The organism is Aeromonas bivalvium (genome assembly GCF_046078285.1).
GTDB lineage: Bacteria > Pseudomonadota > Gammaproteobacteria > Enterobacterales > Aeromonadaceae > Aeromonas > Aeromonas bivalvium.
Window position 1 is genome coordinate 1016037 of sequence record NZ_JBGXBV010000001.1, and the last position, 22317, is coordinate 1038353.

28 protein-coding genes are annotated in these 22317 nt (G+C 55.6%); 17 read left to right on the forward strand and 11 right to left on the reverse strand.

The features are described 5' to 3' along the window. Positions 1 to 402 precede the first annotated feature (402 nt). The 12 genes from ACEUCR_RS04630 to ACEUCR_RS04685 all read left to right on the forward strand — a co-directional run bounded on the left by ACEUCR_RS04630 (position 403) and on the right by ACEUCR_RS04685 (position 8626). Positions 403 to 1497: a protein kinase domain-containing protein gene (locus tag ACEUCR_RS04630; protein WP_408788361.1), complete on the forward strand. Its 1095-nt coding sequence runs from the start codon at positions 403 to 405 to the stop codon at positions 1495 to 1497. Positions 1498 to 1777: 280 nt separating this feature from the next. Beyond that, positions 1778 to 2767, forward strand: a complete 990-nt coding sequence (locus tag ACEUCR_RS04635) for a hypothetical protein (RefSeq protein WP_408788363.1) — start codon at positions 1778 to 1780, stop codon at positions 2765 to 2767. A 498-nt stretch (positions 2768 to 3265) separates the two neighbouring features. Then, positions 3266 to 3622, forward strand: coding sequence for a GFA family protein (locus ACEUCR_RS04640; RefSeq protein ID WP_408788366.1), 357 nt, complete (start codon positions 3266 to 3268; stop codon positions 3620 to 3622). 168 nt (positions 3623 to 3790) lie between these two features. Further along, positions 3791 to 4327, forward strand: a complete 537-nt coding sequence (locus ACEUCR_RS04645; RefSeq protein ID WP_408788369.1) for a GNAT family N-acetyltransferase — start codon at positions 3791 to 3793, stop codon at positions 4325 to 4327. A gap of 139 nt (positions 4328 to 4466) precedes the next feature. Continuing rightward, complete coding sequence (locus tag ACEUCR_RS04650) at positions 4467 to 5045, forward strand: GNAT family N-acetyltransferase (protein WP_408788372.1); 579 nt, start codon at positions 4467 to 4469, stop codon at positions 5043 to 5045. 5 nt (positions 5046 to 5050) lie between these two features. Beyond that, on the forward strand, positions 5051 to 5506 hold the full coding sequence (locus tag ACEUCR_RS04655) for a GNAT family N-acetyltransferase (protein WP_052448082.1): 456 nt from the start codon (positions 5051 to 5053) through the stop codon (positions 5504 to 5506). Between the two features lie 175 nt (positions 5507 to 5681). Next, positions 5682 to 6185, forward strand: a complete 504-nt coding sequence (locus ACEUCR_RS04660; protein WP_408788376.1) for a DinB family protein — start codon at positions 5682 to 5684, stop codon at positions 6183 to 6185. A 121-nt stretch (positions 6186 to 6306) separates the two neighbouring features. Continuing rightward, positions 6307 to 6744 (forward strand): hypothetical protein, encoded by a 438-nt coding sequence (locus ACEUCR_RS04665; RefSeq protein WP_408788378.1) that lies wholly within the window; start codon positions 6307 to 6309, stop codon positions 6742 to 6744. 162 nt (positions 6745 to 6906) lie between these two features. Further along, positions 6907 to 7233, forward strand: coding sequence for a hypothetical protein (locus ACEUCR_RS04670; protein WP_408788381.1), 327 nt, complete (start codon positions 6907 to 6909; stop codon positions 7231 to 7233). A gap of 151 nt (positions 7234 to 7384) precedes the next feature. Then, on the forward strand, positions 7385 to 7813 hold the full coding sequence (locus ACEUCR_RS04675) for an LIC_13387 family protein (RefSeq protein ID WP_408788384.1): 429 nt from the start codon (positions 7385 to 7387) through the stop codon (positions 7811 to 7813). A gap of 99 nt (positions 7814 to 7912) precedes the next feature. Then, positions 7913 to 8221, forward strand: coding sequence for a chorismate mutase (locus ACEUCR_RS04680; RefSeq protein WP_408788387.1), 309 nt, complete (start codon positions 7913 to 7915; stop codon positions 8219 to 8221). 162 nt (positions 8222 to 8383) lie between these two features. Beyond that, entirely contained in the window at positions 8384 to 8626 is a 243-nt protein-coding gene (locus ACEUCR_RS04685; RefSeq protein ID WP_010673692.1) for a DUF3297 family protein, read from the forward strand. 263 nt (positions 8627 to 8889) lie between these two features. Here ACEUCR_RS04685 and ACEUCR_RS04690 read toward each other — a convergent pair whose 3' ends face one another. Both ACEUCR_RS04690 and ACEUCR_RS04695 read right to left on the reverse strand, forming a co-directional pair. Next, positions 8890 to 9324: a DMT family transporter gene (locus ACEUCR_RS04690; RefSeq protein ID WP_408788390.1), complete on the reverse strand. Its 435-nt coding sequence runs from the start codon at positions 9322 to 9324 to the stop codon at positions 8890 to 8892. A gap of 10 nt (positions 9325 to 9334) precedes the next feature. Further along, positions 9335 to 9823, reverse strand: a complete 489-nt coding sequence (locus ACEUCR_RS04695; RefSeq protein ID WP_408788393.1) for a DMT family transporter — start codon at positions 9821 to 9823, stop codon at positions 9335 to 9337. A 99-nt stretch (positions 9824 to 9922) separates the two neighbouring features. Here ACEUCR_RS04695 and ACEUCR_RS04700 point away from each other — a divergent pair, with 99 nt between their 5' ends. The 4 genes from ACEUCR_RS04700 (at position 9923) to ACEUCR_RS04715 (ending at position 12874) form a co-directional block, all read left to right on the forward strand. Further along, the gene (locus tag ACEUCR_RS04700; RefSeq protein WP_408788396.1) at positions 9923 to 10834 is read left to right on the forward strand and encodes a LysR family transcriptional regulator; all 912 of its coding nucleotides are present in this window, start codon (positions 9923 to 9925) and stop codon (positions 10832 to 10834) included. A 147-nt stretch (positions 10835 to 10981) separates the two neighbouring features. Continuing rightward, the gene (locus tag ACEUCR_RS04705) at positions 10982 to 11245 is read left to right on the forward strand and encodes a DUF3297 family protein (protein ID WP_408788399.1); all 264 of its coding nucleotides are present in this window, start codon (positions 10982 to 10984) and stop codon (positions 11243 to 11245) included. A 240-nt stretch (positions 11246 to 11485) separates the two neighbouring features. Next, complete coding sequence (locus ACEUCR_RS04710) at positions 11486 to 12187, forward strand: hypothetical protein (RefSeq protein ID WP_408788402.1); 702 nt, start codon at positions 11486 to 11488, stop codon at positions 12185 to 12187. 201 nt (positions 12188 to 12388) lie between these two features. Beyond that, the gene (locus ACEUCR_RS04715) at positions 12389 to 12874 is read left to right on the forward strand and encodes a DUF1203 domain-containing protein (RefSeq protein WP_408788405.1); all 486 of its coding nucleotides are present in this window, start codon (positions 12389 to 12391) and stop codon (positions 12872 to 12874) included. 53 nt (positions 12875 to 12927) lie between these two features. Here the strand turns inward: ACEUCR_RS04715 and ACEUCR_RS04720 are convergent, their stop codons facing one another. The 8 genes from ACEUCR_RS04720 to ACEUCR_RS04755 form a co-directional block, all read right to left on the reverse strand. Further along, a complete protein-coding gene (locus ACEUCR_RS04720) occupies positions 12928 to 13296 on the reverse strand; it encodes a DUF1428 domain-containing protein (protein ID WP_042000815.1) in 369 nt (122 codons plus the stop codon). 75 nt (positions 13297 to 13371) lie between these two features. After that, a complete protein-coding gene (locus tag ACEUCR_RS04725; protein WP_408788407.1) occupies positions 13372 to 14733 on the reverse strand; it encodes an MFS transporter in 1362 nt (453 codons plus the stop codon). Positions 14734 to 14969: 236 nt separating this feature from the next. After that, positions 14970 to 15866, reverse strand: a complete 897-nt coding sequence (cyoE, locus tag ACEUCR_RS04730) for a heme o synthase (protein WP_408789038.1) — start codon at positions 15864 to 15866, stop codon at positions 14970 to 14972. A 5-nt stretch (positions 15867 to 15871) separates the two neighbouring features. Then, positions 15872 to 16204 (reverse strand): cytochrome o ubiquinol oxidase subunit IV, encoded by a 333-nt coding sequence (locus tag ACEUCR_RS04735; RefSeq protein WP_042000821.1) that lies wholly within the window; start codon positions 16202 to 16204, stop codon positions 15872 to 15874. Positions 16205 to 16279: 75 nt separating this feature from the next. Then, positions 16280 to 16894 carry a cytochrome o ubiquinol oxidase subunit III gene (locus ACEUCR_RS04740; RefSeq protein WP_408788410.1) on the reverse strand — a complete coding sequence of 205 codons (615 nt, stop codon included), beginning with the start codon at positions 16892 to 16894 and terminating at the stop codon, positions 16280 to 16282. An 8-nt stretch (positions 16895 to 16902) separates the two neighbouring features. After that, positions 16903 to 18879 (reverse strand): cytochrome o ubiquinol oxidase subunit I, encoded by a 1977-nt coding sequence (gene cyoB / locus ACEUCR_RS04745; RefSeq protein ID WP_408788413.1) that lies wholly within the window; start codon positions 18877 to 18879, stop codon positions 16903 to 16905. A 3-nt stretch (positions 18880 to 18882) separates the two neighbouring features. Then, the gene (gene cyoA, locus ACEUCR_RS04750) at positions 18883 to 19899 is read right to left on the reverse strand and encodes a cytochrome o ubiquinol oxidase subunit II (RefSeq protein ID WP_111873710.1); all 1017 of its coding nucleotides are present in this window, start codon (positions 19897 to 19899) and stop codon (positions 18883 to 18885) included. Positions 19900 to 20402: 503 nt separating this feature from the next. Then, positions 20403 to 20846, reverse strand: a complete 444-nt coding sequence (locus ACEUCR_RS04755; protein WP_111873711.1) for a carboxymuconolactone decarboxylase family protein — start codon at positions 20844 to 20846, stop codon at positions 20403 to 20405. 121 nt (positions 20847 to 20967) lie between these two features. On the opposite strand from ACEUCR_RS04755, the gene ACEUCR_RS04760 reads away from it, so the two are divergent. Then, positions 20968 to 21894: a LysR family transcriptional regulator gene (locus tag ACEUCR_RS04760; RefSeq protein ID WP_408788416.1), complete on the forward strand. Its 927-nt coding sequence runs from the start codon at positions 20968 to 20970 to the stop codon at positions 21892 to 21894. 63 nt (positions 21895 to 21957) lie between these two features. Here ACEUCR_RS04760 and ACEUCR_RS04765 read toward each other — a convergent pair whose 3' ends face one another. After that, a complete protein-coding gene (locus ACEUCR_RS04765; protein WP_042000836.1) occupies positions 21958 to 22305 on the reverse strand; it encodes a DUF805 domain-containing protein in 348 nt (115 codons plus the stop codon). Positions 22306 to 22317: the final 12 nt, after the last annotated feature.

The window sequence follows — 22317 nt, forward strand, 5'->3', positions numbered from 1 at the left end:
ATCATCCTCCTCTTCCCATGCCTCAATCAGGCCCCTTATGATAGCCAAACGACAATCAACCTCTGGGGAGAGCGTCATGGCAGCGATGGATGCTATCTCGCAGGTGAAAAGCAGCGAACTGGGGGCTGTAACTCAGGGGCGGTAGCTTTGCTGGAATTTGCCGTAGCCGGCCCATGAACTGTTTCTTTATAGAGAGAGGGGCAATGGTAGCTTTAAACGAGGACGCCAAGCGAATACATCCAAGTATCAGAGGTAGACGGGTAATATTTTTATTTAATTTGTTTTTTCGTGGCAACTATCAGGGCAGAGCAGAGTTCTATGGAAAGCTCTGCTATCGGATTAGCACCGCCTTCTGTCTAATCACGGTTGAAGGCCTATGCGGTAACTAAAATAAAAATAGCAATGGAAGATATAGATTTTTATTCACTCGAAGATGATCTGAAAGTGTTAATGCTTTCAGAAACTTTAAAAGGCGACACAGTATGCGTGGCAAAAACGTCTGGTATGGCTGGAGATATTTACATTTTCGATCAAGGTAAAAATGTGGTACCTAGGTATGTGTGCATTAAAGCCCCCAAATTAAGAAAAGGAATATCTAAGGATGAAATTGCCAAGCGATTTATTCAAGAGCTTGAGAATCAACTTGATTACTACCATAACTCACTTGTAAATTGGGCGTTTAATTTCAAGGTAGTAATGGGTGTTCCAGTAGCACTATTTCGTTATTGGGGTAGTGACTTAGATAAAGTTATAAAATGTGGTGCAACGTCAGAAATAGAAAAACTGTCTTTGGTATATTACATATGTCTTGGTTTAACGCACTGCTATGAAAATGGACTAATCTGCCATCAAGACCTGAAGCCGGGAAATATTTTTATCAGAGACCTCAGAGAGAGCCTTCGTCTTCCTCCAAATTTAGACGTCTATAAATTTGCAATGGTAGCTGATTTTGGGTTAGCAAATGCATTTATAAAACATAGTTATTTTGAAGGTACAAGGCCTTATATAGCACCAGAACAGTGGAATAAAGAAGCCTTGTCACCAAAAACTGATGTGTTTGCATTGGGGGTTATATTCTATGAGTTACTTAGTAATGGTTGTCACCCTGTGGGAATCAAACTAGCTGATTACTGGCCTGAACCTTTGGAAGGGAATAGTAAAAAATGGTTAAGAAGTAATGACTGGAAGGCATGGGTTCATAGCGGATGTCAGATTAAGGGCGAAAATGAAAATGTGAGTGAAGAGTTTAAGATTTTTATACAAAGAATGCTTTCTATCACTCCATCCGAGCGACCAGATGTTCACGAAGTAGAATCTTTCCTGCTTGAGAAGATTAAAGAAAGGTGTGTAGATAGCCACTCTCAAATTATAGCTATTAAGCGTCGACTAGGATCTTCTGGGAAATGTGAACCCCTAGAGTCATTCCATCCACAGTTACACAATGTTTGGACAAGTTTCAAGTCTAGGTTTGATGAACTCTCTGGAAAGGGAATTTAACAAACCAAAAATAATTGGGACATCCACCATTTTGAACAGGCCTTGGTGTGACTGGCTGTGGTTGCTGTGATGGCACCCTGATTGAGGGCTTGTGGCCAGGATGGAGGAAAGCTCGAGATTTTGGCTTGAAAAGCAGGTATAACAAGCGCCTCAGAGGGACTGTCAACCCGTGGCGTTTCCCGTCCCATTGAGCCGTAGTGGTTACGGTTGTTTTGCTTGAGTTAGCGTTATGCGCTGTCAGCCCTTTAGGTGGGCGTTATACCTCACAAGGAATCAGAAAGTGTACGAAAGTAAAGAACTGGAATTTAAGTTTAAAAAGCCATCAAGCAAAGAAGAATACTTAGCTGCACTTTACGAAGAGATTTCCGAGAACGAAAAGTCAAACAGTGGTGTTAACACATTAAAAACTTACGTTTATGAAATTCTTGAACGGCAGAGGGAGGAAGATTGGAAACGAAAGAATGAATCAGAACAAAAAGACTTCAATCTTAGCTGGTCGCTTGGCTTATTGGCATTTGTAGCACTAGTGCTAATTATCAACGGCTCCAGAGAAAGTCATGACTTTAATTGGTTGCAACAAAATAGCTTTACCATAAAAATTTGGGGTATTTTTCTAGCTACATTGTACATTGGGGTATCAATTGAAAATTTTTCAATTTTTCGTAATCTGTGGCAATTTGGATTTACTAAGCTAGTTGCATCAGTTGCAATTTCAGGGCTAATTGTCTTTTCTACAGGAAAAGCAGCTGGCTCTATAAATTCTGTATTTGGCGTTGATGCATCAGCATTTCCGTTTACTTTAACTTTTACATCTGGTTTGTTTTTCTTTCATTACGTACTCCCATTCCTAGCCTTAGTGGGCATCGTTGCGATATTTTTTGCATTCGATGCCATTGGTTACATTAAGTCTAAGTTCAGCAATGACAGGAACTACAAGTTACCCCCCGTTCATTCATTTGCATTTCCTATATTGGCAACTATATTGTTAGTAGTCTTCTGGGGGTGGTCGAATAACGACCTAAGTGAGGAGGTTTTACCATCGAAGATATACAAACTGGCTCACATGTTAGACTTCAACAATAAAAATGAATGCGCCAACATTCGCTCAGGGGTGCCGGTTGTTTACTTGGGACCATCACAATCAACAGTGCTGGCAGATATAAAAGCTACAAGTGTAGAAAATCTAAAGTCTTTTTTTGAAAGGGAGGTTGAGGTTCCACAAAAATTCTATCGTTTAAGCTGCGAGTTATCGGAATATCAGAGTAAATAGGTATAACAAAGCGCTACGCGCGGATAAATTACTCGCTACGCTAATGATTTATCGGTGAGCGCAGCGTTAGGGAAAATTCAGAAAAAATTATTGGGACATCCACCATTTTGAGCAGGCCTTGGTGTGACTGGCTGTGGTTGCCGTGATGGCACCATGATTGAGGGCTTTGGGCCAGGAAGGAGGAAAGCTCGAGATTTTGGCTTGAGAAACGGCTTTTCAGCCAGCACCAGCAAAGCTCTCTAGCATCTGTATATTCTTACAATCAACGAGTGTCAGGCGGAGCTAGACCAGCCTCCGTAATTGAGGACGCAAAGGTCATAAATCTCAAAGCATCAGAATTTGTTGCGGTTTACGAAGCCTTTGTTCGTTTATGCCGCACAAAACTCAGCTCCAACCTCTAACAACTGGTTCAAACCGTTCGCTTCGCTCTCTGGGACGGGCTAAAGCCCGCCCCTTAACCAAACGTTATGTGTTTTGATATCGAACAAGGAAGTCAGCATGAGCAAAGTGAAAACTTTTAGTGGGTCATGCCACTGTGGAGCGGTTCAATTCGAGATCGATACCGATCTTCCTGAATTAACTACTTGTGATTGCTCTATTTGTGCCCGTAAAAACGCTTTAATGGTTAAAGTTCATGAAACCTCTATGAGAGTTTTGTCTGGTATGGAGTCATTAACAACATATCAATTCCATACAAACACCGCACAGCACTATTTTTGTAGTGTTTGTGGCATTTATCCATTTCATCGAAAACGTGTTACGCCAGATTATTTTGGCGTTAATGTGTTTTGCTTAGATAATTTTGATCCAACGGGTATTCCCGTTCGTGCCACAGTCGGTGCGGGCATGAAATAATAGTGCACTGAGTTAACACATAACAAAGCGTTCAAGAGGGACTCCTAACGCTTGGTTTTTTTTGTTTGAATTAGTTTTAGTGTTTACGGCGCAATGGCTGCGCTTGGGCGGTTTAGCGTAGTCGCCCCTTAACGCGGCGTTATGCCTTACCATGAGGAAAGAGCGCCTATGTTCAAATTAGAAACCGAGCATTTGATCCTGCGTGATATGAGACTCAGTGATGAAAATGCTTTTGTGGCGATGTCCCAAGATAATAAGTATCAGCGTTTTTACAGTGAGTCAGATTGTGATTCTGACAAGTATCGTCAATTGATAAAGCTGTTTGTAGAGCAAGCACATGAAGTTCCGCGCAAGTTTTATCAGTTGGCAATAGAAAGTAAATTGACGGGTGAGTTTATCGGTACCGTTTGTCTGCGTCTTGAACCTGATAATCAAGCATCGATGGGCTGTGGCATTGAGCGGAAATCTCAAGGTCAAGGCTTGATAGAGGAAGCGGTTAGAGAACTAGCGGATTTTGGCTTTAATGAACTGGATGTGCATCGCATCTATGCCGAAACCATAAGCAAAAACCTGGCTGCGATAAAACTTTGCAAGTCGTTGGGAATGAGGCAAGAAGGGTATTTTCGTGAACATCGCTTTTTTAAAGGGCAATGGTGGGATACGGTCGTCTTGGCTATTCTGCGCAGTGAATGGCCACTGGCATAACAAACGCCTCAGAGGGACTGTCAACCCGTGGCGTTTCCCGTCCCATTGAGTCGTAATGGTTACGGTTGTGTTGGTTTAGCTTTGTGTTAATACGCTGCCAGCCCCTTGGGCGGGCTTTAGACATAAGAATGGAGGATGCGTGTCGAAAGAGTTATTTTCCCCAGTCATTGAAACCGAGCGGCTAACCATCAGAGCCTTGATGGCCCATGATGCTGAGAGCCTGCTAGAGATATTTTCTGATCCTGAGGTCATGCGTTACTGGAATACGGCGCCGTGGACTTCCATTGAAGACGCCCTGGACTTCATTGCACAGAGCAGCGGTGCGATGCAACGTCAAGAAGCCATCATCCTCGGCATGTATCTGAAGTCCACAGGCAAGCTGGCTGGAAAATGCATGCTCTTTAGCTACGACAGCGCATCCAGGCGTGCCGAGATCGGCTTTGGCTTGAGTCGCGCTTGCTGGGGAAAGGGTTATATCAATGAGGCAGGGGAGGCCTTGATCCAGTACGGCTTCAATGTATTGGGATTGAGACGAATCGAAGCAGAGATAGACCCAGACAACCAGTCGTCAGCGAAAGCATTAGAGAAACTCGGATTTTCCCGAGAGGGACTGCTAAGGCAGCGTTGGGAAGTGAATGGCACTGTCTCCGATTCAGCCATGTATGGACGACTGGTCAGTGACCATCCAGCGCAGCATGGCCAGCACCCAGAAAGCTGAGCCTAATGCCTGAGAGTAAGGTAATGGTATATAGACGCTTTGAAGAAACCGATTTTGAGTGGTACTCAGATTGGTATAAGCATGCTGCCATCAGCAAATGGCTTGGCCCTGTGTTAGACCCGAATTGGTTGACCTGTGTACTGAGTGATGATTCTCCAGCATATGTGTTGCACAGTGAAGGCACGCCTATTTGTGTCATTGGCATTCAACTTGATGATGGCATCCATGGTTTTAATGTGATCACCGACATCGCCGTGAATCCACACCATCAAAAGATGGGTCATGGGAGAAGAGTCATCTATGACGTCGTATCAGGGAATTTCCCTATCAAAAGGGCCAAATGGGCTGTGTTTGTCGACAATGAAAACGACATGGCCAAGGCTTTGTTTTCTCATTATGCAACCAGCATATCAAGCAATAGCGACAACATGACCGAGTACCATATTGACTCAATCATGTAAACACCTGGTGCCGAGGTGGTATTCAATCACTTGCGAGCATACAAAATTTGGTGCGATGGATGAGCTGTAAATTCAGTCCCCACCTTGCTGATCTCGTCTGCATCATCAATAGATAAAGGCAGATACCTCTGTGTATACACACTTGCCCCATCAAAAAACAATCCATGGAGAAAGAATGCATTTTCACAAGGCGTTTCAATATAAGAAATGGGCAAACAATGAGCTGCTTGATTTGGGAGAAAGGCAGTTTTCACAACTACCCGAAAGCGATGCCACCTTTTTCATTCGGATTTTAAATCACACCACGGTAGTTGACAGTCTTTTCATTAGCCGTATTTCAGGTGAGCCGGAGAAATACAGTGGGGACAATACCCTTGACACGCCATCATTATCGACATTACGCCAGACGATGGAACAGCACGACGCCTGGCTTGTTGATTTCACGCAAGCCGTGACCGCTGACGAGCTACAGCGTAATGTGACGTTTCGATTTATCGATGGTGGTATTGGGCAGCTGAGCGTAGAGGAGATTTTGCTGCACTTGCTGACCCATGGCAGCAATCATCGTGGCATGGCCTCAAGAGTGCTGGCAGAACATGGTCTTGAACGCCCGAAAGACACGTTTACCCGTTACTTACACGAAACAGAGCCGACAAGAAGAGAGAACATCGGCATCTGACCATCGGTTAAAGACAGAAATTAGGACACCCACCTTTCTGAGCAAGACGCTACATAGCCAAGCCACAAAAAGGTGGGGATCCCAATGTTATTATTTAAACATTATGAGTAAGAAAGTTATCATGACAGGACCGTTATTCATTTCCACATTACTACTCTATAGTGCTGTCAGCTATGCTGAACAGCAAGAAACTACATCTAAAAACATCGAGAATATAATTCTAGGTGAATGGGAAGCTCACGTTTCAGGAACTAAGTGCTATGAGAGACATAATTTCAAGCCTGATGGCATTTTATATTCCCATGCATCGGAGCAAGTTTTAACATCGAAATACAATATCACCTCCACACCATCTCCATCCGGTTTTTACACTTTAGAGGAACATATTCTAACTGACAATGGTGGCACTGATTGCCTTGGTATGCCAATGCCAGACATGAGTGACTATACGTTTCATTTAGTATTTTCATCATCTGGAAACGAACTTTTAATGTGCTTGGAGGAAAAGTATGACTCATGTATTGGCCCCTATACTAGAGTGTTGAATAGAGAAAAATAAGAGTAATAAAAGAGCACAACAAAGATATTTATCTTCGCTCGGTCATTACATTCTCTATAGGCATCAGGAAATTATGTCCCCTACCTTTTTGATATCGTCACTGCATAGCCAAGCCACAAAAGTGCGGGTGTCCCAGTACTTTCTCCATCTGACCCTGGCGGAATGACAAATATCAACCTAAAAACAAAACGATTGGCCATCCTTTGCACCTTCCTGTTTCTGATCCGACTCGCATTTCGTGCCTTTGGCTATGACCTGCTTTATCACAATCCGAATGATCCCTACGGTATATCGGATTTGATTGAAGTGGCGTTAGCCCTCACATATCTGGTGAGCCTGGGTCTCTGCATAGTGCATGCGTTGCGGATATTGCTACTGCACTGGGATCAAGGTGTCTTGGGGGCATTAGCCTTGCTCTCTCTCTGTACCGTGCAGTGGCACAGTTATGACTATCTTCACCACCTGGCCGCCAGTCTCAGCATCCACTGAAGCAACAAATCAGGACACCCACCTTTCTGAGCAAGACGCTGCATAGCCAGCACACCAAAGTGTGGGTATCCCAGTGTTGGATTTTTCACTCGCGGGAATGGACTAAAGCCTACCCCTTAACCAAACCTCATGCACATACAAGGAGTTTTTCGTGATCACAAAATACTTATACATCGCAGGCTGTATACCATTCCTTGTACTTGGTATTCTGCATACGGTCTACACAATCACCGACACATTTAACCCCAAGAAATTAATACCATATCAATCTGATGTGATGGGGCTTATGAAATCGTCATCCCTGGCCATCACAAAAGAAACAAATATGTGGCGTGCATGGGTTGGATTTAACATCAGTCACGGTATTGGCATGCTGTTTTTCTCCGTCACTTATTTATACTTATCCACTTTCTATATACCCTTCCTGGAAGCTTCTGTCTTTTTCATGAGTGCGGCGCCAATCATTGCATTGATCTATCTTGCATTGTCTAAAAAATATTGGTTTAGCATTCCCACCATAGGGTCAACGATCGGTCTGCTGTGTTTCGTTGCAGGGACATTGGCACAGTTATATAAATAGCAAGTGGTTCAGGCCGTTCGCTTCGTTCACTCGTAACAGGCTAAACCCGCCTCTTAACCAGACGTTATCATTCAAGCCAGAAACAGGAACGCCTCATATATGGAAGTCAGCTGTAGCTCACTGAATGAAGTCCGCGAGCATATCGACAAGATAGATAGTGAAATCGTGGCATTGCTTGCAAGGCGCGGCGCCTTTGTCGCCAAGGCCGCGCCCTTCAAGAAGACGACAGAGGAAGTAAAAGCCCCCAACCGGGTAGAGCAGGTCATCGCCAAAGTCATCTCCCTTGCACAAGAACAAGGCGCCAATCCAGAGGTGGTGGAAAGGGTTTATCGCGCCATGATTGCTGCCTTCATCGACGCTGAACTTAACGAGCATTCACGGCTTAAGGAAAATAACGTAAAGCCCTGACAACTAGTTCAAATCGCTCGCTCTACTTATTGGGACTGACTAAAGCCAGCCCCTTAATGCGAACGGCATATCCAGTCGTCAGCGCGGGACGCAGCCCAGCCTTGAGCCCATGGCGGGCATTGCCTACAATGACCCACTTTTTATCACACTCAGGTAAATAAAATGAGCGACAACAAACCGGCACTGCCCGACCGTCTGGCGGCCAACCCGCGCAGCCCGCACCATGTGGCGGAGTGCTTCGAGCACGAGATCGGCATTCGCGTGAACGGCAAGGAGCGTACCAATGTCGAGGAGTACTGCATCAGCGAAGGCTGGGTGAAGATCCCCTCCCCCAAGGCCAAGGATCGCTACGGCAACCCCATGCTGATCACCGTCAAGGGCACCGTCGAAGCCTTCTACGCCTAAGCAGCGTATGGCCGCGATGCCCCGAGCAGGGGCGCGACCCTGTTAATTCAAAGCACCGGCCTTGCGCCGGTGTTCTGCTTTTGAGGGCGACCCAGGATTACAGGCGGCCTCTCTTTCTTTGTTCTCCTTTGCCTTCCTTTTTCTTCCTTTTCCTTTCCTTCGCCTTTCCCTTCCGCCAGGGCCCTGATCTGGCTGGCCGTTGCCGTCAAGACAAGGGCGGCGCGCTTGTCACCCGTCTCTGGGTGTCGCCACGCCAGTGCCCCTCATGGCGTGGGGCGCGCCTTGCCGGCCTGCCAGCGTTGCAGCGCGGCCCCTGTCAGCACCAGCAGGATGCCAAGCAGATCGCTCGCGGCCAGCCGTCCGGCCAGGGCATCGAGCAGGGCGCCTCCCGCCAGCTGGCCCGTGACGATGAGCAGGGCGCAGGCCAGGGCGCCGACCCGGCCGATGGCCCAGCTGCTGATGGCGACGAAGAGCGCCCCCAGCACGCCGCCGAGCAGCAACCAGGGATCGAGCCCGGCGAGCCGCTCCCAGGGGGCCCCTTTGAGGATGAGCAGGGCGCCGAGCAGCGCGAAGCCGAGCAGGTGGTTGGCGAGCGACGCCGTCATGGCGCCACGGGCGCTGGCGAGGCGGCCATTGAGGGTGCGCGACAGGCTCACCGCCACGCCGTTGAGCAGTCCCAGCAGGATCAATAGGGTCATGGTGTTTCTCCTAACCAAGTACGATAAGCAGGGCGCCGGCCAGCACCAGCAAGGCGGCGAGCGCGTCCATACCCGAGGGGCGGCGCCGGGCCAGCCCGAGCCAGCCGAGGCCGTCGCACAGGGCACCAAACAGCAGCTGGCCGAGCAGCAGCAGGGCCAGGGTGCCCGCCATACCCAGGGGGGAGTTGAGGCACAGGGCCGCCAGCACCACGGTGAGCGCCCCCGGCAGGCCGCCAAGCCAGGCCCATCGCGGGGCCGCCTCCGGCGTCGGGGACCTTGGGGAGAGCCACCACAGGAGCGCGGCCACCAGGCTGCCGACCCCGTGGGCCAGCCAGCTCGCGAGCCAGGGGTCGGTGGCGCGGGCCAGGGCGCCGTTCTGGGCGATCATCAGCGCCAACAACAGGCCGGCAACGAAGGCGGCCAGGGCGCCTATGCTCTGGCCGAGTGCCTGGCCGAGGGCGAGGCGGCCGGGGCTGCGGTCAACAAGAGGGGGGATCATGGCTTGCTCCTTGGTTGAACTGACGAGCAGGGTAAATTGTTTTTGATTTGCGGATAATCTACCCTTTTGGAACAACATTGCTTCCACATTAAGAACAGCATGAACCAGGATGCCTTCGCCCTGCTCCCCGCCTTCGTCGCCGTGGTGGAGTCGGGCAGTTTCTCCGGCGCAGCCCGCCAGCTCGGCCTCAGCAAGTCGGTGCTGAGCAAGAAGGTGAGCCAGCTCGAACAGGCCCTCGGCTGCCAGCTCCTCTATCGCACCACCCGCTCCCTCACCCTCACCGAGGCGGGGGAGCGCTACTTCGAGACGGTGCGCCATGCGGTGCGTCTGGCCAGCGACGGGGAAGATGCCATCGGCGCCCTGCAATCGGCGCCGCGCGGCCTGCTGCGGGTGACTGTGCCCATGGTCTATGGCCGGCGCCACATCGCCCCCCTCATCCCCGAGTTTCTCGCCCGCCACCCGGAGGTGCAGTTGCAGCTCGAGATGAGCGACGCCCAGCAGGATCTGGTGGCCGAGGGGTTCGACGTGGCGCTGCGCATCGGCGAGCTGGAGGATTCGAGCCTGATCGCCCGCCGCCTCGCCCCCTGTCACAGCACATTGTGCGCCGCCCCCGCCTATCTGGCGCGGGCTGGTACGCCCCGCACCCCGGCCGATCTCGAGCGCCACAACTGTCTCTTCTACTCCCTGTTTCGCGGCGGCACCCGGTGGCGGCTGCACGGGCCCGAGGGGGAGGTGGCCATCACCCCCAGGGGCAATTTCGAGGTCAACAACAGCGACGCCATCCACACGGCGCTGCTGGCGGGGCTCGGTATCGGCAACATGCCTGACTTCATCGTGGGCGAGGATCTCGCCGCAGGCCGCCTGCTGCCCCTGCTGCCGGGCCATGCCCTGCCCGAGCACGGCGTCTGGTGCGTCTATCCCCGCCGACGCCACCTGCCCGCCAAGGTGCAGGCCTGGCTGGCGTTTCTTGACGAGCGCCTGGGCCAGGCCGGAGGCGAGCCATCCCGATAGTCGAAACGGTTCATGTTTTTCCAGCGGGAAGGGGAAGAGTCAGGACAGACCAGGCATCCGCTTTTAATGAAAACGCGCTCTGGTAACCTGCCATGACGGGTGCCCCTCACCCCAGGAGGAACGCCATGATGATGAAGAAAACCGCGATTGCCCCGACCCTCACCAGCCTGCTGGCGCTGCCAGCCTGCACTGCCCGATCGTCTGGCGGCCAACCCGCGCAGCCCGCACCCTGTGGCCGAGAGCTTCGAGCACAAGAGCGGCATTGGCGTGAATGGCAAGGCGCGCACCAATGTCGAGGAGCACTGCATCCGCGAAGGCTGGGTGACGATCCCCTCCCCCAATGCCAGGGAGTGCTACGGCAACCCCATGCAGATCACCGTCAAGGGCACGGTCGGGGCGTTTTACGCCTGAGACCCAGGGCCGCCGCCCCCGATCCGGGGCGAAGCCTTGGGGCAGCTCTCGTTATGCCAAGACACCGGCCTCGCGCCGGTGTCTCCGTTTTTCGGCTGGCAAACGCCCGGGCGCTGCGCCGCCCTCTGCGCATTTTCTTCCCTGATTTGTTCCCCTGCTCGACTCCCCCGAGGGGCTTGCCATTGGTTCCCGGGCTCGGCATGATCGCTGCATTTGGCGTCGTTTGAACACAGGAATACCATGAAAACACGGATCTGGCTCCTCGCCTTGCTGCTACCTGGCGTGCTGCCTGGGCATGCACTCGCACAAGCGGCCAGGGCCACCGCGCAGGACCCCCTCGATTTCATTCCTGAAGGCTATGTGCTCTTTGAGAAGATGGAGGGGGATCTCAATCGGGATGGCCAGGCGGATACTGTCCTCATCATCAAGGGCACGGATCCGGGCAAGCGGCTGGTGGACGAATACCGTGGCGCGCTGGATCGCAACCGGCGGGGCCTCATCATTGCGTTCAAGCAGGGGGATCACTACGCCTTGGCGCTGGAAAACCTGGCCTGCTTCTCCTCGGAGCAGGAGGATGGCGGCGTCTATTTTGCCCCCGAGCTCTGGCTGTCCATCGACAAGGGGATATTGCACATTCACTACGGTCACGGGCGCTATGGTGACTGGTCCTACAAATTCAGGTATCAGGACGCCGGCTTCACCCTGATTGGGTACGACGACAGTGATAACCGGGGCCCCCTGATCGAGCGGATGACCAGCATCAACTTCTCGACCCGCAAGGTGCTGATCCGGGAAAACATCAACCGGGATGCGCAGGGAAATGGCGATGAAGTCTTCAGGGAGACCTGGCAAGGCTTCACTCTGCCGGCCCCCTTGCGGCTCGATGCCATCGCGGATTTTGATGGTTTCTATCACGACAAGCTGTATCCGCTGATCCAGTAACAATGGAGGCTGTGGATGGCGATACGCGCAAGCAGCCTGTGCCGAGGCAGGCGGTGTGCTTGCCGACCATGCTGACCGAGTGCATCACCGCGCGGTCTCCCCCGGCAAGGGGCGCTCGACAACAAGATTCCCTGACCGAAAATGGCCAGCATCGGCGCGCGCAATGGCTATCATGGCGCTTTCACTCGACAGGATGTTGCCATGAATACCGACTTCATCATCCAGGCTCTCGACAAGGGTCTGTTTGCCCGCTTCATGAACATGGAGGAGAAGGCGCTCGACGCCGTCAATGGCCGCTGGCTCGTCGCCGACGCCAGCCCGGGCTATCCCTGCCGGGTCTCCCTGCGAGAAGCCAGTGTGGGGGAAAGGGTGCTGCTCATCCCCTTCCCCTATCACGACGTCGACTCCCCCTATCGCGCTTGTGGCCCCGTGTTCGTGCGCCAGCAGGCCGATACCGCCGAGCTGGACGTCAATGAGATACCCGACATCTTGCCGGGACGGCTGCTCTCTGTCCGGGCCTATGACAGTGCGCACATGATGATCCATGCACAGACCATCCAGGGCACCCAGTTCGAGCAGGCGGTGCGCAGCCAGTTTTCAAGCGAGGCGGTGAGCTACCTGCAGATCCACAATGCCAACCCCGGCTGTTTCAGCTGCTCCGTCCACCGCGCCAATGCCCGCACCTGAAAAAGAGAGGCCCACCAGATGGCGGGCCTCTCTTTTATTCAAGGGTGCGTCAATCAGCCGTTGAGTTCGAGCACAGGGCTGAAGCCGCCGAAGATCATGCGGGCACCATCGAAGGGCATGACCTGATTGGCCGGGTTGCCCGGATCCATCCTGGGATCTTCCATCATTCTGGCCATGGCCTGATCCCGGGTGGCCTTGTCCGGCCACTCCACCCAGGAGAAGACCACGGTTTCATCCTCCTTCGCCGCCACCGCCCGGTAAAAGTCGGTCTGCTTGCCGTGGGGCACGTCGTCCCCCCAGCACTCCAGCACCCGGGTGGCGCCATATTCGAGAAAGATGGGATCGAACTGGCGGGCATGTTCGATCAGGGCCTGCTTGTTGGCCGTGGGCACGGCGAGCACGAATCCGTCCACATATGACATGAGACTCTCCTCCTTGGTTGAGGAGTTCAGCATAGCAAACCCGTGTCGATGGCTCCGTCATGCCAACCCAGCAGGTCAGCTGGCCACCAGCTGCTCCAGATCGCTGCGCTTGATGCGCCGGGAGTCCACCTTGACGTAGAGGGAGCGCTCGGCGCCGTCCAGCAGCACATCGCTCACCCCCTCCCGGGCCCGTACTTTTTGCTCAAGAGCCGGGGTGGCCTCCACCCCTGCCGGCAGCAGGATGCGCAGGCTGCTGACATAGGGCGGCTCTTTCATGGTGAGGCTGAGCCCGAGCCAGAGCAGCGCCAGCAGGGCGCAGCTGCCAAACACCAGGGCCGCCCCCCCCTCGCCATAGAGGAACCCCCCCAGGCTGCCGCCGATGGCCACGCCGAGGAACTGGCTGGTGGAGTAGACCCCCATGGCGGTGCCCTTGTAACCCGGCGACGACTCCTTGCTGATGAGAGACGGCAGCAGTGCCTCCATCAGGTTGAAGCCGATGAAGAACAGCTGCAAACCGGCCAGTATGCCCCACAGCTGCAAGCCCGATTTCCACAGCACCACCTCGGCCCCGAGCATGGCCAGCACGCAGAGCTGGAACACCCGCTTCATGCGCCTGCGTTTCTCGGCATAGATGATGACGGGCACCACGCTCACGAAGGCGATCAGCATGGTGTAGAGGAACGCCTGCCACTGCTGGTCCCGGGGCAGACCCGCTTGTTCCAGCAAGGGGGGCAGCGCCACGAAACTCGACATCAGCAGGGTGTGGACACAGAAGATGCCGACGTTGAGCTTGAGCAGACGGGGGTTGCCCAGCACCCGCTTGAAGCCCCCCTTCACCATGCCGGATTCGCGATTGAGCAGGTGCGCCTCGGGCGCCGGCACCCACCACAGCAGGATGGCGATGCCCCCGAGCGCCAGCAGGGCGATGAGCCAGAACAGGCCTGAGAGGCCGATGGCCTGGGTGATCAGGGGGCCGGTCACCATGGCGATGGCGAAGGTGATGCCAAAGCTGATGCCGATGAAGGCCATCGCCTTGGTGCGGTTCTGCTCCCGGGTGAGATCCGACAGGAGCGCCATGATGGCGGCCGAGATGGCGCCGCTGCCTTGCAGGGCACGCCCCAGGATCACCCCCCAGATGGAGTGGGTCAGGGCCGCAATCCCGCTGCCCAGGGCAAACAGCAGCAGGCCGCCGACGATGAGGGGCTTTCTGCCGATGCGATCCGAGAGCAGGCCGAACGGGATCTGCAGCAGGGCCTGGGTCAGGCCATAGATGCCGATGGCAAGGCCGATGAGCGCCTCGGTGGCGCCGGCCAGGGACATGCCGTAGGTGGTCAATACCGGCAGCACCATGAACATGCCGAGCATGCGCAGGGAGAAGAGGGAACCGAGCGCCCAGGTGGCGCGCAGCTCGCCCCGGGTCATCTTGAAATCATGCATGACGGCCTCAGTGCGATAGAAACGGAGTGAAAAGAGTGGGGCACGAAGGGCCTTGGCAGGCGAAGCGCCCGGGTGGTATCCGGAAAGCCTCTTCGGCGCACCGGCTCAGATGGCAACAGAGCCGGGACTGTGCCCGGCTCTGGATTTTACGCATTTTCGGGGCGAGATGAAGCCGCCGAGTCCCAAACCCTGAGCCAGCCCCCATCTTGGCGGGCCTGGCTCGGGCAATAGGGCCATCAGGGCAACATGCTGACCAGCACTGCGGAAGCCACATCCGGCTGCCCATCCACCGACATCATCACGCTCAGACAGGTGATGGTGACAATCGAGAACATGAACAGCTTGCGGGCCCAGAGGGAGTCATCCACCGCCTGCTTGTAACCGGACAGCGCCATCCCCAGCCACCAGACGCTGACCGCCGTGGCCACCACCAGGTACTTGTAACCGGCGTAGCCGCCGAGAAACAGCATCATGGTCGGCACCATGAAGGCCAGGATGTAGAGGGTGATGTGGTGCTTGGCCACCGAAATCCCCTTCACCACCGGCAGCACGGGAATGCCCGCCGCCTGGTAGTCCTTGAAGCGGAAGATGGCGATCGCATAGGAGTGCGGCATCTGCCACAGGCTGAAGATCGCCAGCAGGATAAGCGCGCCCGAGTCGAACTGACCGCTCACCGCGCAGTAGCCGATGACCGGCGGCGCGGCGCCGGAGAGGCTGCCTATCAGGGTGCCGTAGACCGAGTGACGCTTCATGTAGAGGCTGTAGACCCCCACGTACACGATGAAGCCGAGCACCGCCAGCAGCGCCGCCAGGGGGTTGGCGGCAAAGTAGAGCAGCGCCACCCCGGCAAGGCCCAGGGCCGTCGCATACCAGAGGGAGACGCCGGGGGCGATGAGCCCCCTCACCAGGGCGCGGTGCTTGGTGCGCTCCATGATGCAGTCGATGTCCCGGTCGATGTAGTTGTTGAACACGCAACCGGACGCCACCACCAGGGAGACCCCCACCATGGTCAGGATGAAGAGGGGCAGATCCAGGTTCCCCTTGGCGGCCAGCAGAAAACCGCCGATCACCGAGATGAGGTTGCCGAAGATGATGCCCGGCTTGGTCACTTGCAGGTATTGCTTCATCATCACGCCGCTCAACTTGGCATCATGTTGATGTTGAGGTTGTACATGATCCACAGGGATCCCCCCACCACGATGGCGATGATGAGCACGGTAAACACCAGGGCCACCAGGTTCCAGCGCTCCTCGGACGAGGTGTTCATGTGCAGGAAGTAGGCCAGGTGCACGAAGATCTGCACCACGGCAGTGGCGACCACGGCCCCCAGGATGACGCCATGGGAGGCGGTGCCCTCCATCACCAGCCAGAACGGGATGGCGGTCAGGATCACCGACAGCACGAAGCCAATCAGATAGCTCTTGGCGCTGCCGTGGCTGGCACCGTGATTGTCAACGGAATGAGTGCTCATTTACATGACCCCCTTCAGATAGGTTCTGACACTGTCGTGGCTGGCACAGTCAATATTGTCAACAGAATGACTCATTTACATGACCCCCATCAGATAGACCACGGTAAACACACAGATCCAGACCACGTCCAGGAAGTGCCAGAACAGGCTCAGGCACATCAGGCGGGTACGGTTGCGCTCGTTGAGCCCCTTCTTGGATATCAGCACCATCATGACGATGATCCAGATAAGACCACTGGTGACGTGGATACCGTGGGTGCCGACCAGGGTGAAGAAGGCGGAGAGGAAACCGCTGCGCTGGGGACCGAAGCCTTCGGCGATCAGATGATGGAACTCGTAGATCTCCATGGCGATGAAGCCGGCGCCCAGCAAGAAGGTCACCAGCAGCCAGGTGTTGACCGACGCCACCTTGTCCTTGTTCATGGCCAGCATGGCAAAGCCGAAGGTGATGCTGCTAAAGAGCAGCAGCATGGTCTCGGCAAACACGAACGGCAGTTCGAAAATGTCCTTGCCGGTGGGGCCGCCCGCGGTGCCGGTCACCAGTACCGCATAGGTGGCAAACAGGCAGGCGAACAGGATGCAGTCACTCATCAGGTAGATCCAGAAGCCGAACACCTTGTTGGCGCCGGCATCATGGTGCCCGTCGTGGGCACCCTGATGGTGGGAGTGTTGCAGAATATCAGTAGCCATATCGGTTCTCATGCCACCTTGCTGATGTTGTCGAAATGCTGACCTTCGATGCGCTCGATCTCGTCGACCTGCACGTAGTAGTCCACATCATCGTTGAAACTGTGAATGATCCAGGTCCCTATCATGCCGACGAAGCCGACCAGGGCCATCCACCAGATGTGCCAGATCATGGCAAAGCCAAACACCACGCTGAAGGCGGCAATGATGACGCCGGCCCCCGAGTTCTTGGGCATGTGGATGGGGGCATACTTGGCCGGCTGCTTGTAAGCGCTGCCGTCAGCCTTGGCTTCCCAGAACGCATCCAGGCTCTTGATCGTCGGCTCGATGGCAAAGTTGTAGAAGGGCGGCGGCGAGGAGGTGGCCCACTCCAGGGTACGGCCACCCCAGGGGTCACCGGTCAGATCCCGGTTCTTCTCCCGATCGCGAATGCTCACTACCACCTGGACGAGCTGGCACAGCACCCCCAGGGCGATGAGGCCGGCACCGACCGCCGCCACCACCAGCCAGGGGTGGAAGGCGGGATCAATCTGCTGGCTGACGCGACGGGTCATGCCCATGAAGCCCAGCACGTAGAGCGGCATGAAGGCGACGAAGAAGCCGACGATCCAGCACCAGAAGGCACGCTTGCCCCAGGTCTCGTCCAGGGTGAAGCCAAACGCCTTCGGGAACCAGTAGGTGATGCCGGCGAAGCAGCCGAACACCACGCCGCCGATGATGACGTTGTGGAAGTGGGCGATGAGGAACAGGCTGTTGTGCAGCACGAAGTTCGCCGCCGGCACCGAGAGCAGCACCCCTGTCATGCCCCCTATGGTGAAGGTGATGATGAAACCGACGGTCCACAGCATGGGCGAGGTGAACGCGATGCGACCCCGGTACATGGTGAACAGCCAGTTGAAGATCTTCACCCCGGTCGGGATCGAGATGATCATGGTGGTGATGCCGAAGAAGGCATTGACGTTGGCGCCCGAGCCCATGGTGAAGAAGTGGTGCAGCCAGACGATGAAGGAGAGCACGGTAATGGCCACGGTCGCCCACACCAGGGAGGTGTAGCCAAACAGCTTCTTCTTGCTGAAGGTGGCGACCACCTCGGAGAAGATGCCAAACACCGGCAGCACCAGGATATACACCTCGGGGTGACCCCAGGCCCAGATCAGGTTGATGTACATCATCATGTTGCCACCCATGTCATTGGTAAAGAAATGGGTACCCAGGTAGCGGTCTGCGGTGAGCAGGGCGATGGTGACGGTCAGGATCGGGAAGGAGGCGATGATCAGGATGTTGGCGCACAGGGCGGTCCAGGTGAACACCGGCAGGCGCATCATGGTCATGCCAGGGGCCCGCATCTTGATGATGGTGGCGAAGAAGTTCACCCCGGTCAGCAGGGTGCCCAGCCCCGATATCTGCAGGCTCCAGATCCAGTAATCCACCCCGACGCCCGGGCTGTACTCCAGACCCGACAGGGGCGGATAGGCCAGCCAGCCGGTCTGGGCGAACTCACCCACGGCGAGGGAGACGTTGATCAGCACCACGGCAGCGGCGGTAAACCAGAAGCTCAGGTTGTTCAAGAAGGGGAAGGCCACATCACGGGCACCGATTTGCAGCGGCACCACTATGTTCATCAGGCCGATCACCAGGGGCATGGCCACGAAGAAGATCATGATGACGCCGTGGGCGGTGAAGATCTGATCGTAGTGATGGGGCGGCAGCACCCCTTCCCCACCGGCCGAGGCCATCACCTGCTGGGTCCGCATCATGACCGCATCGGCGAAGCCGCGCAGCAGCATCACCATCCCCAGGATGAGATACATGATCCCGAGGCGCTTGTGATCCACCGAGGTGAACCACTCCTGCCACAGGTATTGCCACTTGCCGTAGTAGGTGATGAGGGCGGCGATCGCAAGCCCGCCCAGAATGATGGCCGCCACCGTCACCATGATGATCGGCTCATGGTATGGGATGGCGTCGAGCGTTAATTTTCCAAACATCAGTTATTCCTCGGATCCCGCGTTCACAGAGTGGTCACCCATCGGCATATGCCCGGCATGATCCCCTTGGCTGTCATGGGCCATGGCGGCATGGTTCATGGCCTGGTGCTCTCCCTCCTGGCCAGGGGTCGCGCCGTGCGCCATCCCTGCATGACTCCCGTGGTTCATGTCACCCATGAACTTGTTGATCACCTTGGTGAACAGCACGGGGTCGGCCGCGGAGAAATACTCCACCGGATGGTATTGGGTCGGCTTGGCCAGGGCGTCGAACTCTGCCATGGTGGTCAACACCTTGGGCGCGGCTTTCACCTTGGCAACCCAGGCGTCGAAACCGGCTTGATCCTGGGTCGCGATGGCCTTGAATTTCATGCCCGAGAAACCGGCGCCGCTGTAGCTGCTGGAGATGCCGTCATACTGCCCCGCCTCATTGGCGATGAGGTGCAGCTTGGTCTGCATCCCGGCCATGGCATAGATCTGTCCACCCAGACGCGGAATGAAGAAGGAGTTCATGACCGAATCCGAGGTGATGCGGAAATTGACCGGTGTATGGGCAGGGAAGGCCAATTCATTGACCGAGGCGATGCCCAGCTCGGGATAGACAAACAGCCATTTCCAGTCGAGCGAAATCACATCGACCTGGATCGGTTTGACATCGGAGGTGAGCGGCTTGTAGGGATCAAGCTCGTGGGAGGTCTTCCAGGTGATCACGGCCAGAATGGCGATGATAATCACCGGCACTGTCCAGACCACGACTTCAATCTTGTTGGAGTGGGCCCAATCCGGTGCATAGGTCGCACTGGTATTGGAGGCTCGATATTTACGGGCAAATACCACGGCCATGATAATGACCGGGATCACCACGATTAACATTAAATAAAGCGCAGTTAATATCAGCGACTTCTCTTCCAGACCAATCTGGCCCTTGGGATTCATTAATGCCATATCGCAGCCACTCAACAAGCCAGTGACGGCGATTAATAACAAAGCTCCCAAGCCCCTCTTATAGTCAAAAGGTCTCATGCTACTTCCTTTCTCTTGCAAGGCGTAAAGCTATAAATAAAACGCATCATTCTGGGCAAGAGACACCCGGCTAAACAACATGAAAAATTAATCCCGGCAGAGGGTTGGGTGTTGGGGATGGGACTGGGGGCTCACACTAATCAATCCCGGTCTGATACCAATTAATTAACAGCCTCATACAAGACCAATAAAAAGCCGTCATCAAGTAGAATGAACAATTCCTGAACGCATAACATTAATAAATAGAGGGGTAATGGCATGGGGTCGTCGGGCGGGAAATAAGGGCAAGGCCGCGGCCAGCGGGCATTTCCTGATATGATTAATTATATTTTATACACTCAGGTACCTGAAGAAATTCCAATGGCGCCATGCATTAACAATACATTTACATTATTTAAAAATAAATAACCAGAACAGCCAGCCAAGGCAACAAATAAGGGCAGTGGCCTGGCCCCTGCCCTGACAACACCGCTTTCTAGCCTGCCGCTCCATCCCCTCGGGGGTCAGGAGTGCCCATGCTCCATCCGGGTGGCGACCGCGATCCGGTTCCAGGCATTGATGGTGACTATCTGCATCAGGCATTGGGCCAGCAGGGTCTCGCCCAGCAGCCCCAGGGCCCGCTGGTAGGTCTCCTCGCTGAGCCCTTGCTCGTCGAGCCGCGTCACCTCGTCGGTGAGGGCCAGCACGGCGCGCTCCCGCTCATCAAATAGCGGGGATTCACGCCAGGCGGCCAGGGCCAGCAGACGCTGGGGACTCTCCTGCTCGGCCATGGCGGCCTCGGCGTGCATCTCGATGCAGTAGGCACAGCCATTGATCATGGAGGCCCGCAACTTGATGAGCTCCTTGAGGATGAAGGGGATGTCCGTGCCACCGAGATAGGACTCGAGGCCCATCATGGCCTTGACGGCGGTGGGAACCAGGTTGGCCAGTTGGATACGTGCTGACATGGGATGCTCCTGTGCAAGAAACGCCCGGCTTGGGCAAGAACCTCATTGTTCATCTTCGCAACCGAAAATAGAATACCGCCGTAAACTGCAACAGTTTTGCATTTATCGCAAAGGAGTATCCATGCTGGATCGCATTCGTATCCTGGCCCAGGTGGTGGAGTCGGGCAGCTTCTCCCGCGCCGCCCGCGCCCTCAGCCTGGCCCCCTCCTCGGTGACCCGCACCATCGACAGCCTGGAGGCCCAGCTGGGGGTGCCCCTGTTCAAGCGCAGTACCCGTCAGCTGGTGCTCACCGAGCAGGGGGACTATTTTCTCGCCCGCTCGGTGCGCCTGCTGGAGGAGGCCGATCAGCTGGTGCAATCCCTCCAGCCACTCCATGAGGCGCCAAGCGGCCCGCTGCGCGTATCGGTCTTCGAGAGCTTCGGCGCCGCCTGCCTCTCGCCCCTGCTGCCCGAGTTCCTGGCCCGCTACCCGGGGATACGGCTCGAGATAGGGTTCGACAACCACCTGGTCGATCTCGATGCCGACAACGTGGATGTGGCGATCCGCATCGGACGCCCGACCGACAGCGGCCTTCATGCCCGCACCCTGCTGACCAACCGCTCCCTGCTGGTCGCCTCCCCCGCCTATCTGGCCCGCCATGGCGTGCCCGGGACGCCGGAGGAGATCGCCGGCCACAACTGCCTCATCCGCGGCCAGGGTCGTCAGCGCCAGCACTGGTACTTTCGGCAAGGGGCGCAGCAGCGCGTCCGGGTTCCGGTGCAGGGCAATCTCACCTCCATTGGCGGCACCCCGCTGCTGGAGGCGGCCCGGGCCGGTTGCGGCCTGCTGCTGCTCTCGAGCTGGATGGTGCAGTCCAGTCTGGATGAGGGGAGCCTGCTGCCCGTGCTGCCCCTGTGGCGAGCCTCCCCCTACGAGCACAGCGACGACCAGATCCTGGTGGTGTTTCGCGGTGGCCGTTTCCTGAAGCCCCAGAGCCGCGCCTTCATCGACTTCCTGGTCGAGCGGATCCCGCCCCTGCAAACCCGAGAGCCCGGCTGGCCGGAATAGGGGCGACGCCCGCAACAAAAGCCAGTAACAGCAAGGCCCGCCGGGAGGGCGGGCCTTGTCATGTCAGCTGGCCTTGGGATCTTCCCCGAAGCGGTTGGGGCCCGCCTGTCCCTCGCACACCATGAAGTAGAGGAAGACCAGGGTGCCGACGATGGGGATCAGGTTGATGAGCAGCCACCAGCCGCTGCGATCCGTGTCGTGCAGGCGCCGGGCCCCCACCGCCAGGCTCGGCAGCAAGACCAGCAGGGAGTAGAGGTTGGCGATCTGCTCCTTGAGCCCGATCAACTGGCCAAGCAGACCCAGCAGCAGGGCTATCCCCAGGTTGCAGAGCACGAACATCCAGTACTCCTTGCGCCTCGCCCGCCCGGCAAAGACGGCATATTTCCTCATCACGGCCAGATACCACTCCATATCGACTCCTTA